Origin of the sequence: Paenarthrobacter sp. PAE-2 (assembly GCF_026013155.1) — a bacterium.
GTDB classification, from domain to species: domain Bacteria; phylum Actinomycetota; class Actinomycetes; order Actinomycetales; family Micrococcaceae; genus Arthrobacter; species Arthrobacter ureafaciens.
This window is the reverse complement of record NZ_JAPDNV010000003.1, coordinates 20,964-37,749: the sequence shown is the minus strand read 5'-3', so window position 1 is coordinate 37,749 and position 16,786 is coordinate 20,964. Positions and strand designations below refer to the sequence as shown.

The window sequence follows — 16,786 nt, the reverse complement described above, 5'->3', positions numbered from 1 at the left end:
TGGTGTCCGGGCATCATGCCTTCTGGTTGTCCTTGGCCCCGTCAAGCTCGGCCAGCCACGAATCGCGTGCAGTCCCGGGAGTCCACCCCGTGTTCACCACCTTCTTCTGGAAGATGATGGCTGCGGTCACCAGGGCGGCGGCGATCACGATGGTCAGGACCGCTCCGAGTGCGGTACCACCCTTGAGGCTCACGCCGATGAGTGTTCCGAACCACCCGAAGTCAGCGTCGCCGAACGTGCTGTTGGACAACCCGAACTGGCCCAGCACCAAGAGGAGGACGGCGGGAAGGAGCGTGATGATGATGCCGTTGACCAGGCCACCCACGACGGCTCCCATGCGGCCGCCCACGGCGTTGCCGTAGACGCCGGCTCCGCCGCCGGTGAAGAAGTGCGGAACCATGCCCGGCAGGATCAGGGCCAGGCCGAACATGGGGTTCAGCCAGGCTGCCAGGATGCCGAGCGCGAGGAGGCCCCCAGTGAAGGATGAGAGGAATCCGATCAGGACGGCGTTGGCGCCGTACGGGAAGACAATGGGGATGTCCAGGGCGGCCTTGGCGCCGGGAACCACCTTGTCCGCAATGCCTTGGAAGGCCGGAACGAGTTCGCCGAGGACCGTACGGACTCCGTAGAGGATGACCGCGACGCCGACTCCGAACTGCAGGGCCTGGGCGAAGGCCGACATGACGAACGCGCCGGCGTCGGCGGACCCAAAGATGGTAAGGGCAGTTTCCAGGGGAAGGGCGATCAGGCCCCACACCGTGAAGACCATGTAGATCAGCACCATGGACAGCGAGGTGGCCACCATGGAATCGCGGAGGAACTTCAGGCTTTGGGGGAACTCGATTTCTTCAGTGGATTTGCTGCGGCGGCCTACTGCTGCTCCGGCAATTCCGGCAGCGAGGTAACCCAAGGATCCGAAATGGCCAATGGCAATCGCGTCGTTGCCGGTGATCTTCTTGGTCCACGGGTGGATGAACGCCGGCATGACGACCATGATGACGCCCAGAAGGATGGCGCCGATGAGGACCACCAGCCATCCGCTGTCCTGCCCGAAACCGACAGAGAGGACCACCGTGATCATGGTTGCCATGAACACCATGTGGTGTCCGGTCAGGAAGACATATTTGAGCGGGGTGAACCTTGCCAGGACCAGCATGAAGATGAAGCCGAGCGTCAGGACGTAGGCGCTTTGCGCCCCGAACTGTTCCTGGGCCATGGCGGTGATGACCTCGTTGGTGGGGATAACGCCCTGGGCGCCCGTGACGGCCAGGATCAATTCGCCCAGCGGCTTGAGCGACCCGACGACGACGGTTGCGCCGGCGCCGAGGATCAGGAAGCCGACGGCGGCTTTGAGGCCTCCGCCGATGACCTGCCCCGCATTGCGCCTCAGCGCGATCAGGCCCAGGGCGGTGATGATGCCGATGAGGTAGGCGGGCACGTTCAGGACCTGCTGCCCGATGAAGTTGAGGATGACGACGAGCCATTCCATGGTGTTGCTCCTTTCCTGGTGTGGGCAGCCGGCTACTGGACCGCGTCGGAGATCTTGGCGGTGATCTCGCCGAGGTCGAAGAAGTTGTTGATGATGATGACCTTGGCCGGGACATCGCCCAGCTCGCCGGCGAGCTCATCGGATGTGAGCACGATGTTTGCCGATTGGGCGGCGCCGCGGGCCACTCCAATATCGGCGGCCTCGACGTCGGCCTCGATTCCCAACTGGTTGAGGACCTTCTCTGCGTTCATCTTCAGCAGTACCGATGTGCCGATACCCATGCCGCAAACTGCAACGATTTTCATGTGTGGTGCCTTTCGGGTGGTTGTTGGTGGTGGGGTGAAGGCCTAGGCCGTGGCCTGGCTGAGGATTGCACGGACGTCTTCAGGGGTCTGTGCCTCACTAAGCCGCGCCCTGATGGCGTCGTTTCCGAGGACTCCGGCCATGGCCTTGAGCGCCTCGATGTGGGCGGTGTGGTCCAGGGCCGCGAGCCCGATGACCAAAGTGACCGGATCATTCCGGGGGTTGCCGAACTCAACCGGCGATTCGAGGCTGACCCAGCTCATGCCGCCGTGGAGGACGGCGTCCGAGGGCCGGGCATGGGCCAGGGCGATGCCGGGGGCAATGACGATGTAGGGTCCGTGTTCTTCAACGGCTGTGATCATTTGCTCCGTGTACTCGGCGGTGGCGGCGCCCCCGTTCACCAGTCCGTCCCCGGCAAGTCGGATGGCGGCACGCCAGTCCCGGGCCGGGGCGTTGGTCGAAATGGAGCAGAGGGATTCGGCAAGGCTAAGAGACATGAAACTGTTCTTTCAGATATTTTGGGCGCGGGGCATCACGGTGATGGCCTGCTGGTGAAAATGGACGTGCGGAAGTACTCCGCGGTGTCCCGGCGGGTGCCGGGAGCTCTAGGAGGAGGTGGTGAGGGGGCTAGTTACGGGAGCCGCCGGAGTCACGGACGATCAGCCGGGGCGCCAGGCGCACTTCCCTCGGTTTGAGTTCGGGTTGTTCCAGCCGCTGGATCAGCATTTCGGCGGCCAGGGTTCCGAGTTCTTCCACGGGTTGTGCCATGACGGTCAATCGGGGGTCGAAAAGGTCGGCCCATTCAAAGTCGTCGAAGGCTGCCAGCCCAATATCGGCCGGAACACGGAGGCCCAGTTCCCTGAGGCCCCGCATGGCCCCGATGGTCATTTGGTTGTTGGCGGTAATCAAGGCGGTTGGCGGCGAAGGCAGTGCCAGGAGCTCTTTGATGGCCTGGGCTGCCGGACCGGCTTCCGAGTGTCCATCGCGGATGAGGTCCTCATCCGGCTGGATCCCGGATCGTTCCAGTCCCAGGAGGTATCCTTCGGTGCGTTCTATGGATGTCCGCAACCCGCTGCGTCCGGAGATCAGTGCGATGCGGCGGTGTCCTCGCCCGGCAAGGTGCTGCACCAGCTGGGACATCGCTTCGGTGTTCTCCACCCCCACGGCATCGATGGGCTGCGTGGGATCCAGCTGTTCCGGTACACGGTCCAGCAGGACAGTGGCGATGCCCCTGCGGGAGATTTGCCGCAAAGCCTCGTGCGGGTCGGCGGAGGGAGCAAGGATGATCCCTGCCGGCCGTTGGGCCAGGAGGTCCCGGACAGCCCGCAATTCGCGCTCGGGATCGTCGTGGGTGTCGGCCAGCACCAGGCTGTAGCCAAGATCCGACAGGTGCTTCTCAATGGAGTGGACGACCTCCCCGAAGTACGGGTTGGACATCGCGGAGATAGCCAGCCCGATGGAGTTGGTCTTGCCCGTGCGGAGGGACTTGGCGATCCCGTCGTTGACGTAGCCTGTGGCTTCGATGGCCGCCTTGACAGCCTTTTCCGTCTCCGGGGCGATGCGTCGGGTCTTGTTGACCACATGGGAAACCGTGCTTTGTGAAACGCCCGCCACACGGGCTACTTCGCTCATGGTCACCATGTGCTCTCCTTCCGCCGCCTCCATTGTTCCATCCGGCCGGTAGTTCGCCATCACGACGCTCTGTCCCACCGTCACGCGAAACGAATGATCAGGTCGGCGGACTCCATGGTGGTCCTGATGAAGTCCGCATTTGATTCATCCGAACCATGGACCCATTCAAGGGCCTTGGACCTGGCTTTGCCGAAGTGGACGTGGCGGTCGATGAGCCGCGCAACCCGAACCTCGTGGGGGATCTCCAGGTACCAGACTTCATCCAGCAACGCCCGCGCATCCTGCCACTGCGGAACCGGAGCGAGGAGGTAGTTGCCTTCGGTGATAACCACCGGGACGCTCCTTGGCACAGCGATCGAGGCGGCGATCGGCTCTTCCAGTCCCCGCCGGTAGGCGGGGGCGTAGACGACCTCTTCGTTCCGGGAACGAAGCCGCTGCAGCAGGGAATGGAACCCACCGATATCGAACGTATCAATGGCACCCTTTCGTTCAAGCTTCGGCGAATCCTTGATGACCTCGTGGCCTAAGTGGAACCCGTCCATGGGAACCACCACGGCCGTATCACTGCCCAGTTTTGCGGCCAGTTGTTCGGCGAGGGTTGACTTGCCTGCCCCGGGTGCGCCGCACACGCCCAGAATGAACCTGCGGCAGGGGACCAAGCTGCCGAGTATGCGCTGCGACAGCAGTCCAACATCGGCCTCCAGGGTCTCCGGAAACGGCCGCTGCTTACTCAGCTCCATGGAAAGTACTCCTCGATGGATAGTGCCGGGCCGGCCGGCAGGACCAACCGGCCCGGGGGATTAGAACGCGAATTCGCTGACGTTTGCCGGCGTGACGGTCTTGGCTGGTCCGAGGATCACCACGTTCTGTTCTCCCACCGTGTAGGAGCCCAGGGTTCCGGCGTCGAAGGTCTCGCCCGCCTTGCCCGTGACGCTGCAGCCGGCAACGGCCTTGGCTGCGTAGAAGGACAGGTAGCCGAGGTCGGAGACGTTCCACCAGATGTCCTGGACGTTGCCTGTTTCGATGTGCTTCCTGATCAGGGAGGCGGGCGCGAGGCCCGTGAGCTTCACTTTGCCCAGCGCGCCAATCTCATCCAAGGCAGTAGCGGCAGCGGGCAGGGAGATTCCGGCGGGGACAATGATGCCCTTGAGGTTCGGGTGGGTGGTCACCAGCTCCTTGGCGCGGTTGGCGCTGACGTCCGCTTTCTCCTCGCCATAGACGACGTCCACGAGTTTCATGCCGCTGAACTTCGACTCGGACTCAAGCCGCTTCTTGATATCGGCGATCCAGGCATTCTGGTTGACGGCTGTCTGGGTGGAGGACAGGATGGCAAATTCACCCTGGCCGCCCAGCAGATCGCTCATGCTGTCCAGCATCCCTGTGCCCAGTTCTTCAGTCTTGGCCTGGTTCACGAACAATGACCGGGCTTCCGGCGCCACATCCGAGTCAAAGGTGATGACCTTGATGCCCTGGGCCTGCGCCTTTTTCAGTTCGGCCGCTGCGCCATTGAGGTCGCTGCCCGAGATGGCTATGACATCCACCTTCTGCGAGATCAGCTGCTGCACGAACGGAATCTGGGCTGCACCGGTCGCTTCGCTGGGTGAGGTGTAGACGACCTTGTTGCTGCCACCCAGTTCCGCCGCCGCTTTTTGGGCGCCGTCCCGGACTGTGGTCATGTAGGGATCGTCACCGAGCTTGGGAATGTACCCCACGGTGATGTTGTCCTTGGGGGTGCACTCGCCGGCATTGGCGGCGCCGCCTCCGGCGGGTGTACAGGCGGTCAGGGCAAGGCTTGCCAAACCGATGGCAGCTACGCCGGACAGGGCAGCCCTGGTGGTTGTACGCATTTAAGTCCTCCTGGGGATTGTTGGGGCTTGCAGGTGTGTCATTTGCTGGATGGAACGGGTGGGGAAACTGGTTGCCCGCTGCCTGGACCGAGCTTCTGGGCCCTGGTTCTGCGGGCTGCCAGCGCTGAGGAGATGGTATTGGTGATGTTGGCCATGAGCAGCGAGAGGATCAGGACGAGGCCGACCACTGCCGCTTGGCCGTAGGCGCCGAAGTTTTGTAGCTGGAGCATGCTCCGGATGGCGATGACCACTACCAGGGCCCAGAAAACGCCGGTCATGCGGCCTTTTCCGCCCAGGAAGCTGATCCCGCCGAGGAAGACGACCGTTACGACGTCCAGCTCGTAGCCCAGCGCGCCGTCGGGAGACGCTGATGAAGTGATGCCCACGTGGATGATGCCGGCGAGGGCGGCCACCAGTCCCGAGGTGACGAACAGCTCGAAGATGATCTTCCGGTTCTTGACTCCTGAATAGGAAGCGGTGGCCGGGTTGCCGCCGATGGCAAAGACGCGACGGCCGAACGGGGTCTTGTGAAGCACGACGAAGAAGACCGGGGCCAGCAACAGGAACGGTACGATTGCCGCCGGGATGTAGGTGCCGAGGATGGAATCGTTGCCCAAAGAGATGATTTCCGGGGGCATGTTGCTGATGGGAGTGCCGCCCACCAGGACGTAGCACAGACCGCGGAACAGGGCCAGGGTACCCAGTGTGACTACCAGCGATGGGAGGCCGAGGACGGCAACAAGGAAACCGTTGAGGACCCCGCAGGCCAGGCCCACCGCTAAAGCGGCCACTGCGGCCACGGGCGTGCTTCCTCCGGACTGGATCACCATGCCGAATGTGATTCCGGTCAGTCCGGCGATGCTTGCCACCGAGATGTCGATCTCCCGGGCGATGATCAGGAACACCAGGGGCAGGACCATGAGTGCCTTGGCTGCCATGCGGGCCACCGACGATCCAAGGTTGTAACCGTCGGCGAAGCCGGGCGTGGTGAGGACCGCCGTGAGGATCAAGAGGATGGCGAAAGCCCCGAGGAGCCCTTCCCAGGTCAGCAGCCGCGCTTGCAGGCGGTGCAGGGGAGCTGCGGTTGATGCGATGGACATGTCAGTTTCCCTTCGCCTTCTTGTGGCGGTTATGGAGGATGACGTCGACGGCGACTGCCGCGATGATGGCCGCACCGTAGACGGCCTGCAAGTACTGGTCGGGGACGCCTGCGATGGTGAGGACCTTTCGGATGGCCAGAAGGCCCAGGGTGCCGATGAGGACTCCGACTACTGTTCCCGAACCGCCACGGAGGGCCACTCCGCCGACCACCACTCCGGCGATGACGGCGGTCTCCAGTCCGAAGGCCACTTGCCCGTCAACGTAGGGGTAGTACGAGGCCCACATGGCTCCGACTGCCCCGGCCAGCAGCCCGGAGATGGTGAATGCGCTCAGGGTTCGCCGCTTTGCCGGAATGCCGATCAGCTCTGCGCCCGCAGGATTGGATCCGGCGAAGTAGGTCTCCCTGCCTTTCGAGGTCCACCACAGCAGGAAACCTGCTGCACCGAAAACAACGACGGCGGTCAACAAGACCGGAGAGATGCCGAGGATTTCCGACTTGGTCATGGCGAGCCAGTCTGAGGGGACCTGTTCCGGTTTCACGCGGTCACCGGATGAAATGATGCTGAGGATCCCGCGATAGAGGGCCAGGGTTCCAAGCGTGACAACGATTGACGGCACTCCGCCGTAGGCAATGACAAGGCCGTTCACGAGGCCGCACAGCAGGCCGACCAGCAGGGCAACTGCAATGCCCAACAGGATCGGGGCGTCAGGTACTGCCCGCATTGTGGCGGCCGAGACGTACGCAGCGAGTCCAAGGGTGGAGGCAACGGAGAGATCGATGTTCCGCGTCAGGATCACCAGCATCTGTCCGATGCCGATGATTCCGAGCATCGCCGAATAGTCCGCGAGATCGTGCAGGTTGTCGCCGGAATAGAAGTTGGTGTTCAACAGGCTCAGGGGCGCCACTACGGCAGCAAGGGCCAGGAACAGTCCCACCTCCCGTCGTCCAAGCGCTTGTTTCAGCCACCATCCGACGCCCTTTCGTGAAGGGGGCGTCGGCTCCTGGGGGCGGGTGGCCGGGGGAGGGGTGGACGGGGTATCAGTAGTAGTTCCCTGCGTCGCAACCCGGCCCTGCCCCGCTGCCTGGCTCTGCGCCGCTGCCGTCAGTCCAGCAGCTGGGGTGTCCCCGCTCCGTGCGGAGGAGTGGACTCCCGTGGCAGCCAGGCCGATGTCGTACTGGTTGGCATGTTCGCGGTCGAACTCGGCGACCAGGTTGCCGTGCTTCATAACGTAAATTCGGTCGCAGGCGCCCAGGAGCTCGGGCATGTCGGAGGAGATCATGAGGATGGCGATCCCTTGGGCTGCCAGTTCGCGGATGATGCGGTGCACCTCGGCCTTGGCCTGGACGTCGATGCCCTGGGTGGGCTCGTCCAGGATCAGGAGCCGCGGGTTGGTGGCCAACCATTTTGCGAGAACAACTTTTTGCTGGTTTCCACCTGAGAGGTTGCCGATGGGCTGGCTATAGCCGGCGAATTTGAGCTTCATGCGCTGGAGGGGGCCCTGGACCATGGCCAGTTCGGCCTTGGTGCTGATCAGCCCCCAGCGGGTGGTCTTGGTAATGACCGGCAGGGTGGCGTTGTCCAGGATCGAGAAATCTTCCACGATGCTCTGGCCGCGCCGGTCCTCGGAAACATAGGCAATGCCTTCTGCGATGGCGTGGGCGGCGGACTTGATCGACACCTTGTGGCCGTCCAGGAGGATTGTCCCGGATGTTGGCCGCTCGATGCCGAAGACCGCCCGCGCGACTTCCGTGCGGCCGCTGCCGATGAGCCCGGCCATGCCCACGACCTCGCCGGCCCGGACAGTGAGGTCGATATTGTGAAACTGGCCCTGGTGCGTCAGTCCCTGTAGTTCAAGAACCGTGCCACCCAAGACTGCAGCCGACCGTTCGTAGAGGTCTCCGAGTTCGCGGCCGACCATGAGTTTGACGATTTCGCGCTCCGTGATGTCGGCGGCGCGGACCGTCTCCACCAGGGCGCCATCACGCAGGACGGTCAAACGGTCCGCGATCCGGAAGATTTCCTCCAGGCGATGACCGACGAACATCATGGCAACGCCCTGTTCCTTCAGCCGGTCGATCACGTCGAAGAGACGGTCGACCTCTGCCGTGGTGAGGGACGCAGTGGGCTCGTCCAAAATCAGGACTTTGGCTTCGGAGACCAAGGCACGGGCAATTTCCACGAGCTGCTGCTCTGAGACCCGCAGTGAACCGACTGGCATGCTGACGTCGCGGTTAAGCCCCAGCGTGTGCAGGACCTTCTGTGCTTGGACTTTCATCCCGGCGTGGTCGAGGAGGCCCGCACGGGTCTTCAGCGGTTGTCCGGCGAAGACGTTCTCCGCGATCGACAGGTCGCCGAACAATCCCGGGTGTTGGTGGACGACGGCCACGCCGTGGCGGTGTGCGTCCATGGCAGTGGCGAAGTGAACATCCTCGCCTGCGATGCGGACCGTGCCGGCATCGGGGTGGTAGACGCCGCCGAGCATCTTGACGCAGGTGCTCTTGCCTGCGCCGTTTTCTCCGACGAGCGCCAGTACCTCGCCCGTGAACAGCGAGAAAGAAACATTCGAGACGGCGACCGTTGATCCAAAGATCTTGGAGACGCCGGACAGCTCGGCGGCGGGCGCAGGCGCATAGGTGCCTGGCGCCAGGTTCCCCTCTTCTTTGGGTGAGGTGAGTTGGGCTTGTGATACATCCACGATGATGTCCTCCGTGCGGTAGGGGCAACCGAATCAAATCGGGAAGCATTCGTATGCGCAATCGTATGCGCATGTGATGCAAATGACAAGTACCTACTGTGTGGAGGAGGCTCACCGCTCGGACGGTGTCATATGTGGACGCCAAAAAGGGGTGCCGCCGGGCTGATGACAACCCGGCGGCACCCCGACTGTAGCTGGGGCCCAGTGGTCTTAAGGGACTCGCTGATCGCTGGAACCTTCGTACGCTGGGGCCCTCGTTAGTCGCCGGGCTGGTGCCGTCAGCCGAGAGCAGTCCCGTACTTCACTTACTTCGTGCCGGCCGCGCCGCTCGACGTCTGGTCGCCGTCGTACTCCGCAGACTCAAGGGCCTCGCCCACCGTGACCCCGTCCGCTGCGGCCGCGCCGTCCGGCAGCCGGGGGTTGTCCCGCTCCGCAGTACGGCGGGTCTTGAGCAGGCTCGCCAGGGTGGCGACGGCGATGGTGCTGCCGATGAAGAGCAGCGAGAATCCGATGGGGATCTCGGGTACCCAGAGGAGCGGCTCGCCACCGTTGATGAAGGGCAGCTCATTGACGTGCAGGGCGTGGAAGACGAGCTTCACGCCGATGAACGCAAGGATCACGGCAAGCCCCTGGGCGAGGTAGACCAAGCGTTCGAGCAACCCGCCGATGAGGAAGAACAGCTGCCGCAGGCCCATCAACGCGAAGGCGTTGGCCGTAAAGACGATGTACGCCTCACTCGTCAGGCCGTAGATCGCGGGGATGGAATCGACGGCAAAAATGAGGTCTACGAAGCCGATGGCGATGATCGTCAGCAGCATCGGAGTGATGAAGCGGGTACCGTCCTTCTTCACGGTGAGCCGGTCTCCGTGGTACTCGTTGGTCACGGGCAGGACACGGCGCACCAGGCCCATGAACTTGCCGTTGGCCGGGTTGGATTCATGTCCGCCGAACGCCTGGCGGTAGGCCAGGACAAGCAAGAGCGCGCCGAAAATGTAGAAAATCCACGAGAAATTCTCGATCAGTCCGGCGCCGATGGCGATGAACGCCCCCCGCAAAACCAAAGCAATGATGATCCCGATCATCAGCACTTTCTGCTGGTACATCTTCGGTACGGCGAAACCGGTCATCACAATGAGGAACACGAAGAGGTTGTCGATCGACAGGGCCTTCTCGGTGAGATAACCCGCGAAATACTCGCCGCCGAACGTCCAGCCCGAAACTACGCCGATGCCAACACCGAACAGGACGGCCAGGATGATGTAGAACGCGGACCAACGTGCGGATTCGGCGATGCCCGGTTCGTGGGGTTTGCGCACGTGGGCAAAAAACTCGTAGACGAAGAAGAGGATCGTCACGCCGATGGTGATAAGCCAGATCAGGGGTGTGACTTGCATGGGAGCTCCAAAGGGTAGGCGTCGGATACAGGCGCCAAGGTCTCCTCCGCCCGGATGGAACCGGGACCGATGACCCGGGATGCATTGCTGCATCCGTAATGACGGATCAATCGCTAATGGGAGTACTCCCCTTGATGGAAAAATAGTAGCGCCCCACAGAGTGCCCTCTCAACCCAGGGCATCCTGTGAGGCGCTGTACCAGGCTTAGTGCACGTCCACAGGCGCTTCGTGTCCGGTGTGTTGGACCGCCGGGTTCCAGGTCATCCGCACAATGAAGTGGCCTTCCGCGGTTGACTTGGCGACGAGCGCTCCTGCGTCGCCGGCGAGCTTGATGCCGAATTCGATTTCCAGGGTTTCCGGAGCGAGCTCCTGCATCGAATCCAGTGCAGCCGTGGCGGCCGGCCGAACGCTGGCGAGGGCGTCTTCCAGGCGCCGGCCGACATCCAGGATGCCTTGTTCGTTGCGCCCGGGGTGGTCCACTCCGAAGCTGCCGTCTTCAACCTCCACCAGCACTGTTCCGGCGCCAACTTCATATCTCAGTACGTCCGTCACGGCTACTCCTGCGGTGAATTAAAGCGGTGGCCCACAATGTCCCCTCCATGATCAGTTACCGCCTGCCGGTGCAACAGGGACAAAGGACCTATGAATCCGTGGAGCTGCCATCCTGGCTGGGAGGTACGACGACGGTCGGGCACGGAAGGTGGGTCAGTACACCATGGGTTGTGGAGCCAAGGACCAGGCGGGCGAAGCCGCCCCGGCCATGGCTGCCCATGACCAGCATCCGGGCCCCTGCGGCCGCATCGGTGAGGGCACGGACCGCTTCCTTGCCGGGTTCGAGCACTTTGTGAACAACCAGGTCCGGGTAGGTGCTGCGGAGGCCCGCAACCGTCTCGGACAGGATGACGCGTTCCTGCTCATCCATCAGTTCCGCGAGCTCGGCCGGTGCCAGCCCCGCGTCGCTGACCGGGTCCGGAGCCTGATAGGCGTGGAGGACGGTGAGTTCCTGTCCTTCTCTGTCCGCCTCCGCGGCGGCGAACTCGACCGCACGCAGCGAAAGTTCGGAGCCGTCGGCGCCCACCACAATGCCGCTCCCGCCATCCGCGTCAGCAGTACCGACCACTGCGAGAGGAGCCGGTGTAACTCCTGCGATCTGCAGGGCCCTGTCGGTAAGGGTGCCGCCAAGATGCGGACTTCCGGAACCGACCACCACGAGCCCCACGTTCGGACCGTAATGGCCCAGTGCGCCGGCGACGCTGCCGGTCAGCAGCTCGGTGGTGGCATCGATACCGAATTGCCCGCTCACCCGGGAGGCGGCCGATGCCAGCAGCTCCTCTCCGGCCTTCCGGAGCTGTTTGTTCCACGTAGCGGGGTTCAACGACCAGTGGTCGTCGAACACATGGAGGATGACCAACGGCACATGGTGTTTGCGGGCCCGTGAAGCGGCCCACCCAAGGGCCGCTTCACTTTGCGGAGAATCCTTGACGGCCACAACGATTGGGTTGGTGGTGCTCATGGCGATGCTTCTTTCTTCTGTCCGGCCGCGCCCGGCCGCGCCCGGCCGCGCCCGGCCGCGTCCTGCCGCGTTAGGAATGCATGGACCTCACGAGGCGGGTGCCTGCCGGCCCATAGTGTCCTGGGCTACAGGCCACACCACCCGCGTTTGCCACGTGGCAGGGTCCGGTTCCCTGACCGGATCGCTGAGGTAGAACTCCCACATGGTGTCTGAAGGCGTCTTGCCCTCTGCACTCATTCGCTCAATGATGAGCGCGTAGGTTTTTTCGAGGGTGTCGTACGGGCCCCGATGGATGGCCTCGAAAGCTTCGGACTCAGGCAGTTTGCTGGCTGCCACATCGCTGGTACCCGTGAAGTTGGGGGTGATCGGAAACCCGGCTTCCACATCAACGGTGTCCGTCGGCATGCCGTGATACATGGCAAAAGGCGGGCCAACGGGGCTTGCATGCTGGGCCTGCGCCGCTGCCATGACGGCACCGAAGGCCCGGCCGAAAAAGTCGGTAAGTCCGGTCATTGCCACGCGCTCGCGGACCACTGCAGTGTGCTGCTCCGGGGACGTGATGGGCCGGGGCTGAGGTTCGATGGTAGCCATAACACCAGAATCGCCTCACAGCCTTCCCGGCGGCAGGGCCAAAGGACCCTAAGCTGCCTCGAACGCCAGCCGGAGCCAGTGCCGGACCTCGGTGTCAACGGACTCCGCTGTGGGCAGTTCCAGATGATGCATCCATCGCCCCGCGGCTGGTTGGACGACTTCCTTGAACCTGGCCGAAGCTAGCCGGTAGGGCAGTGCCAGGGACAGGACTGCCGGCACGGACGACGTCACGTACATGGCGGGCCGCCACAGGTAGGCAAACCCCCGGCCATGCCGGAAAGCGATCTGGCTTTTTGTCGCCCGGACCTCACACGGGCCCACGTCGCGGATGCAGGCGAACACCGCTTCACCGATCTCCAACCCTGCCGGGGAACCGGCGAAGAAAGTACGGGCTTCCTCAGGGAGTCCCGGTGCCGCGGCGCTGGTGCTCACAACGCCCGGGCCAGGCTTCGCCGGAGCAGCCAGGTTCCCAGGACCAACAGACCCGCGGCCATCGCTGCCAGGACTCCCAGGTGCGGAAGGATGTCCGGCAAGGCCGCTTCGTGCCGCTGGACCTCAGCGATGGCATCGTAGGCCCAGCGGTGCGGAGTGAAGCGTGACACCGCAGCCATCGGTTCGGAAAAGAACTCAGGCGGCACCATGCAGCCGCCCAAGCCGGCCACCACCAGACCCAAACCTATGCCCACACCGGTTGCGGCGCCGTCGTGGTCCAGCATCGAGCCGACCACCATCGCGGCTGCCGCGGCCACAAGGCTGAAGACGCCGACCACCAGCATCGCGAGCCACAGGTTCCCCCAGTCAACGCCGAACAGCAGGGCGGTGCCCAGCAGGATGTAGATGCCTTGGACCCCTGCGATGGCGAATCTGCCCAAGGCCAGTCCCGTCATGGTCCGGGCGGCGGTCACCGGCGCCGCCAAGGCGCGGGAGATCACGCCGTAGCGGCGCGCCTGGATCAGGGCGGCCGCGCCTGTCAGGGAGCTGAGGAAAATAAACAGCAGCAGTTGTTGGGCGGCGCCCAGGTCGAACCGGCCCAGGCCGCGGAACTCCGAGGAGACACCGCCGGATTCCATCACCTGCACCGTGGGTTCAACGGTGGAGGTTTTGGCACGCGCCAGGGCCGAGCGCGCGGCGTCCTCCGTCACGCCGCCGTCCATGAGGGCCCGTAATTGCAGCTGCGTCCTGCCCAGGTCCCGGACTGTTGCCCGTACAGCCTGCAAAGCGGTCTGCCCTGAAGCATCGGGCGCGGCGAGAACCTCAAGTTCCACCGGTCCGGCGTCGTCATAGGCTTTCCCGGCCTGCTCGCTGATGAAAAGTCCGACGTCAGTGCTGCCGCGGCTTACGTCGCGGCGAACCGCGGACGCCGTGTCCGGGCGGACGGTGAGGCCTTCTGCTTTGAGCCGGTCCGTGAGGTCGCGGGCCAGGGGCGTGCCCTCGCCTCCTGCCACAGCCACTATTGGTCCCGCGGACCCCACCCCGAACTGGATTCCCAGCAGGAGGATCAGCATCAGGGGAAAAATGAAGACGAAGAAGATGTTGGACCGATCCCGGAAGAACCGCCTTAGCTCCACACCGGCAATGGCCAGCACGGGGTTCATTGCGCCGCGCTCCGATCGGGAATGAATCGGGAGAGGAGCGTACAGGCAGCGGCGAAGATCCACATGACGCCAAGGGGTCCCAGGACATCCCCGATTCCGCCGCCCCCGGCTGATATTCCCAGCCCGCGGATGAAGGCCGCCACTGGATTCAACTCCAGCACCGTTGCCAGGAACCCCGTGGATTGAAGGGGAAAGAAGGCGCCGCCTGCGATTCCCAGGACCATGGCAATAATCGACTGGGCTACGTTGGCTTGTTCAGCCGAACGGACCAGCCGCACCACGATGAAGGTCAGGCTGGTGGCCGCTGCTGCAGCCGAAATGACCAGCAATCCCACCACTACCGGAGAACCGAAGGCCACCCCGAAGAACACCATGCCACTGGTGAGCAGGACCGTGCTGGCGGCTACTCCCAGCAGGAACCCGACCACGGCCTTGGACGCCGTGATGGTCCATGGGGGGACCGCAACGGACCTGATCCGGGCAAACGTTCCCTGTTCCTTTTCCACCAACAGCCCCACCACGCCAAAACCCACCGTGAACAGCAGGAACAACCCGGTTTGGCCGGCCACGAGCGAGGCGCGGAGGGGTAGTTGCTCAGTGGGTGCTGTGGCTTCCTTGAGCGCCATCAGCGGTGGGGCAGCCGCCGTCGACCGTGCGATGTCGCTCGCTGCGGCAGGGGAGAGGCCGGCGATCCGGCCTGCCGCTCCGGTGAGGGAAGCGGCATGGAGCTCCTTGACGATCTCTTTGACCACGGAGATGAGCACATCGGTTTCCAGTGAGGGGCTGGAGCCCCTTGTGAGCTGGAGGCTAGCGGCTCTTCCGGTTGTCAGTGACTCGGTGAAATCCTGCGGGATGACAATGCCGAGTGAACTCCCGCCGTCAAGGGTGCTCCGGGAGACGTCGCCGGGTGCCACGCGCCGAACGGAAACCTCCAAGGCAGGCGAGGAAACCAAGGATTCCAGGACCACATCGCCCAGCGGCCCTTCGTCCTCGACGCCGGCGGTGACGGTCACGGGCTTGAGGGCCGGACCGTCGTCGCCTAAGCCCCCGAAAGCCAGGTTGAGCACGGTCATCAATGCCAAGGGCACCAAAAGGCCGAAGATCAGGACTGATTTGTCCCTGAGCCGTTGCTTGAGGTCGTTGGCCACCAGGGCCGTGAGTGCGTTCACGTCAATCCCTGAGTGCCTTCCCCGTGAGATGGAGGAAAACTGATTCGAGATCCGGCCTGGACACTTGGACGGACGTGACATGCATGCCGGCAGTTGCGGCTCCGGTCACGATCGAGGCGAGAATGCGGGGCCCGTCGGAAACCGTCAGGGTCAAGCCTGAGGTCCCCACGGGGCTTATCCGTTGAACCCCTGGTATCCCTCTGATGGCCTGGGCCGCTGCCGCCATATCCCCGGTGCCTTCCAGGTCGATACGGTCAGCTCCACCGGTCAGGGTGATCAGTTCGTCGCTGGTCCCTTCCGCCTGCACGCTGCCCTGGTCAAGGATGGCTATCCGGTCGCAGAGGCGTTGGGCCTCTTCCATGTAATGGGTGGTGTACAGCACGGCAGTGCCCGCGGCGGACAGTCGATGCACGGCATCCAGGATCGAATTGCGCGATTGCGGATCCACGCCCACCGTCGGCTCGTCCAGGATCAGCAGATGCGGACGGTGCAGCAGTCCGATCCCGATGTTCAGCCGCCGCTTCATGCCACCCGAGAACTTCTTGGTTTGCTCCTTGGCACGGTCGCTCAAGCCTAGAAGATCCAGGACTTCGGTGACCCGGGCCTCCCGCTCCTTACCGCGCAGCCCTTGCAACCTGCCGAAGAAGTGCAGGTTCTCCCGGGCGCTGAGGTCCGGATAGATGGCAAGCTCCTGCGGTACCAGCCCGATGTTCCGCTTGGCCTGCACGCTTGAGGGGGACATGGCGGTGCCGGCAACGTCCACGCTGCCGCCGTCGGGAGGGAAAAGCCCGGCAACCATGGAAATAATGGTGGTCTTCCCGGCACCGTTCGGCCCCAGGAGGCCGAACGTCTCACCCGGGCGGATCTCAAACGATACGTCGTTGACCGCGGTGACGTCGCCGAATTTCTTGACCAGGTGACTGACGGTCAGGACTCTGTCCGTGATGGTGGTGGTCGTTCCGCCAGTCACCATGGAACCTATTCCAGGCCTGCCCTGGTGGCCTCGTTGAGCGGAGTGTCGAACGAGTTGGTTGCGCTCAGGTCGAAACGCCGTCCGGTGATGGAGTCAGGAACTATCACGTACAGCAGTTCCTTGCCGACCCCCTGCCAGGGGAACATGCCCCGGCGGGCCTCGGAGAGGCCGGGGCTGGAGGGGCCCGCCTGCGTTGCCTGGCCCTTGATGACGACGCTCCAGGCAAGCCCGAACTCGGCACTCACCGCATCGGCTTCGAGTGCCACCACCGAGTCCGCCTCGATGGCCTGCTGTTTGGTTCCCATACCGGTACGGAACACCACGCTGCGGCCGTCCACCACGAAGCTCACCGGGAAGATATCCGGATGGCCGTTCACGATGACAGAAAGCCGCCCGACGTTGGTCTCGGTGAGCAGCCGCCAGCAATCGTCGGGCTCCAGTATTTCCGGATCAGGCACTAGGTTCTTCTCGTTCATGCCGCG

17 protein-coding genes are annotated in these 16,786 nt (G+C 63.7%); all 17 read right to left on the bottom strand.

Annotated elements, in window-relative coordinates; all coding sequences use genetic code 11:
* Positions 1 to 13: 13 nt before the first annotated feature.
* The 17 genes from OCL88_RS02290 to OCL88_RS02210 all read right to left on the bottom strand — a co-directional run bounded on the left by OCL88_RS02290 (position 14) and on the right by OCL88_RS02210 (position 16,780).
* Complete coding sequence (locus tag OCL88_RS02290) at positions 14 to 1,489, bottom strand: PTS ascorbate transporter subunit IIC (RefSeq protein WP_264961471.1); 1,476 nt, start codon at positions 1,487 to 1,489, stop codon at positions 14 to 16.
* A gap of 32 nt (positions 1,490 to 1,521) precedes the next feature.
* Positions 1,522 to 1,794: a PTS sugar transporter subunit IIB gene (locus tag OCL88_RS02285; RefSeq protein ID WP_062096663.1), complete on the bottom strand. Its 273-nt coding sequence runs from the start codon at positions 1,792 to 1,794 to the stop codon at positions 1,522 to 1,524.
* A gap of 42 nt (positions 1,795 to 1,836) precedes the next feature.
* The gene (locus OCL88_RS02280; RefSeq protein WP_062096665.1) at positions 1,837 to 2,289 is read right to left on the bottom strand and encodes a PTS sugar transporter subunit IIA; all 453 of its coding nucleotides are present in this window, start codon (positions 2,287 to 2,289) and stop codon (positions 1,837 to 1,839) included.
* 130 nt (positions 2,290 to 2,419) lie between these two features.
* Positions 2,420 to 3,433: a LacI family DNA-binding transcriptional regulator gene (locus OCL88_RS02275; protein ID WP_062099159.1), complete on the bottom strand. Its 1,014-nt coding sequence runs from the start codon at positions 3,431 to 3,433 to the stop codon at positions 2,420 to 2,422.
* Between the two features lie 71 nt (positions 3,434 to 3,504).
* Complete coding sequence (locus tag OCL88_RS02270; RefSeq protein WP_264961470.1) at positions 3,505 to 4,164, bottom strand: nucleoside/nucleotide kinase family protein; 660 nt, start codon at positions 4,162 to 4,164, stop codon at positions 3,505 to 3,507.
* Positions 4,165 to 4,224: 60 nt separating this feature from the next.
* Positions 4,225 to 5,271: a rhamnose ABC transporter substrate-binding protein gene (locus OCL88_RS02265; RefSeq protein ID WP_166186388.1), complete on the bottom strand. Its 1,047-nt coding sequence runs from the start codon at positions 5,269 to 5,271 to the stop codon at positions 4,225 to 4,227.
* Positions 5,272 to 5,309: 38 nt separating this feature from the next.
* On the bottom strand, positions 5,310 to 6,371 hold the full coding sequence (locus OCL88_RS02260) for an ABC transporter permease (protein ID WP_193591487.1): 1,062 nt from the start codon (positions 6,369 to 6,371) through the stop codon (positions 5,310 to 5,312).
* 1 nt (position 6,372) lies between these two features.
* The gene (locus OCL88_RS02255; protein WP_264961469.1) at positions 6,373 to 9,069 is read right to left on the bottom strand and encodes an ATP-binding cassette domain-containing protein; all 2,697 of its coding nucleotides are present in this window, start codon (positions 9,067 to 9,069) and stop codon (positions 6,373 to 6,375) included.
* A gap of 305 nt (positions 9,070 to 9,374) precedes the next feature.
* Positions 9,375 to 10,463 (bottom strand): TerC family protein, encoded by a 1,089-nt coding sequence (locus OCL88_RS02250; protein ID WP_264961468.1) that lies wholly within the window; start codon positions 10,461 to 10,463, stop codon positions 9,375 to 9,377.
* Positions 10,464 to 10,667: 204 nt separating this feature from the next.
* On the bottom strand, positions 10,668 to 11,015 hold the full coding sequence (locus OCL88_RS02245; protein ID WP_021472114.1) for a CU044_2847 family protein: 348 nt from the start codon (positions 11,013 to 11,015) through the stop codon (positions 10,668 to 10,670).
* Between the two features lie 88 nt (positions 11,016 to 11,103).
* Positions 11,104 to 11,976, bottom strand: coding sequence for a universal stress protein (locus tag OCL88_RS02240; protein ID WP_264961467.1), 873 nt, complete (start codon positions 11,974 to 11,976; stop codon positions 11,104 to 11,106).
* Positions 11,977 to 12,063: 87 nt separating this feature from the next.
* A complete protein-coding gene (locus OCL88_RS02235; protein ID WP_264961466.1) occupies positions 12,064 to 12,567 on the bottom strand; it encodes a GyrI-like domain-containing protein in 504 nt (167 codons plus the stop codon).
* 48 nt (positions 12,568 to 12,615) lie between these two features.
* Positions 12,616 to 12,999 carry a DUF5655 domain-containing protein gene (locus tag OCL88_RS02230; RefSeq protein ID WP_264961465.1) on the bottom strand — a complete coding sequence of 128 codons (384 nt, stop codon included), beginning with the start codon at positions 12,997 to 12,999 and terminating at the stop codon, positions 12,616 to 12,618.
* Entirely contained in the window at positions 12,996 to 14,162 is a 1,167-nt protein-coding gene (locus OCL88_RS02225) for an ABC transporter permease (RefSeq protein ID WP_264961464.1), read from the bottom strand. The genes OCL88_RS02230 and OCL88_RS02225 overlap by 4 nt, the downstream gene beginning before the upstream one ends.
* Complete coding sequence (locus tag OCL88_RS02220; RefSeq protein WP_264961463.1) at positions 14,159 to 15,331, bottom strand: ABC transporter permease; 1,173 nt, start codon at positions 15,329 to 15,331, stop codon at positions 14,159 to 14,161. Before OCL88_RS02220 ends, OCL88_RS02225 begins: the two co-directional genes overlap by 4 nt.
* A 1-nt stretch (position 15,332) precedes the next feature.
* On the bottom strand, positions 15,333 to 16,304 hold the full coding sequence (locus OCL88_RS02215) for an ABC transporter ATP-binding protein (protein WP_264961462.1): 972 nt from the start codon (positions 16,302 to 16,304) through the stop codon (positions 15,333 to 15,335).
* 5 nt (positions 16,305 to 16,309) lie between these two features.
* Entirely contained in the window at positions 16,310 to 16,780 is a 471-nt protein-coding gene (locus tag OCL88_RS02210; RefSeq protein WP_264961461.1) for a pyridoxamine 5'-phosphate oxidase family protein, read from the bottom strand.
* Positions 16,781 to 16,786: the final 6 nt, after the last annotated feature.

Bases quoted from the DNA above. Each gene is read 5' to 3' on its own strand.
- OCL88_RS02290 (WP_264961471.1), bottom strand. From the start codon at position 1,489: ATGGAATGGCTCGTCGTCATCCTCAACTTCATCGGGCAGCAGGTCCTG.
- OCL88_RS02285 (WP_062096663.1), bottom strand. From the start codon at position 1,794: ATGAAAATCGTTGCAGTTTGCGGCATGGGTATCGGCACATCGGTACTG.
- OCL88_RS02280 (WP_062096665.1), bottom strand. From the start codon at position 2,289: ATGTCTCTTAGCCTTGCCGAATCCCTCTGCTCCATTTCGACCAACGCC.
- OCL88_RS02275 (WP_062099159.1), bottom strand. From the start codon at position 3,433: ATGGTGACCATGAGCGAAGTAGCCCGTGTGGCGGGCGTTTCACAAAGC.
- OCL88_RS02270 (WP_264961470.1), bottom strand. From the start codon at position 4,164: ATGGAGCTGAGTAAGCAGCGGCCGTTTCCGGAGACCCTGGAGGCCGAT.
- OCL88_RS02265 (WP_166186388.1), bottom strand. From the start codon at position 5,271: ATGCGTACAACCACCAGGGCTGCCCTGTCCGGCGTAGCTGCCATCGGT.
- OCL88_RS02260 (WP_193591487.1), bottom strand. From the start codon at position 6,371: ATGTCCATCGCATCAACCGCAGCTCCCCTGCACCGCCTGCAAGCGCGG.
- OCL88_RS02250 (WP_264961468.1), bottom strand. From the start codon at position 10,463: ATGCAAGTCACACCCCTGATCTGGCTTATCACCATCGGCGTGACGATC.
- OCL88_RS02240 (WP_264961467.1), bottom strand. From the start codon at position 11,976: ATGAGCACCACCAACCCAATCGTTGTGGCCGTCAAGGATTCTCCGCAA.
- OCL88_RS02235 (WP_264961466.1), bottom strand. From the start codon at position 12,567: ATGGCTACCATCGAACCTCAGCCCCGGCCCATCACGTCCCCGGAGCAG.
- OCL88_RS02225 (WP_264961464.1), bottom strand. From the start codon at position 14,162: ATGAACCCCGTGCTGGCCATTGCCGGTGTGGAGCTAAGGCGGTTCTTC.
- OCL88_RS02215 (WP_264961462.1), bottom strand. From the start codon at position 16,304: ATGGTGACTGGCGGAACGACCACCACCATCACGGACAGAGTCCTGACC.
- OCL88_RS02210 (WP_264961461.1), bottom strand. From the start codon at position 16,780: ATGAACGAGAAGAACCTAGTGCCTGATCCGGAAATACTGGAGCCCGAC.